This window comes from Campylobacter sp. RM5063 (assembly GCF_024723655.1).
Taxonomy (GTDB): Bacteria; Campylobacterota; Campylobacteria; order Campylobacterales; family Campylobacteraceae; genus Campylobacter_D; species Campylobacter_D lari_D.
The window spans coordinates 1-249 of record NZ_JANQDA010000081.1 but is presented as its reverse complement, the minus strand read 5'-3'; the positions used below and the strand labels follow the sequence as shown (position 1 = coordinate 249).

Below are 249 nucleotides of genomic sequence, written 5' to 3'. Positions count from 1 at the left end.
ATATTTAAATTTAACTTGAATATTTTTAACACTATATGTGCTTATTTTATTAAATGTTAGTGTAGCTTCACCACTTGAATTTACTGCATATTTTGTTTGTTTAGCACTTACATTTGGAGTTGAAACAATTTCAACTTCACTATCAGGTAATAAACCTTTCACTTTAATAGAATAATCTGTATCATAATCTATAGTTTTTTGGAAAGTTCCATAGATATTTTTTAAAGTAGGATATTCTATTGTTGGGGT

Annotated in this window: 1 protein-coding gene; it reads right to left on the bottom strand. The window is 25.3% G+C overall.

The annotated features are described in order from the left end of the window. The coding region (locus CAMP5063_RS08460) for a hypothetical protein (RefSeq protein WP_337195175.1) at positions 1 to 249 on the bottom strand (249 nt) is incomplete at both ends.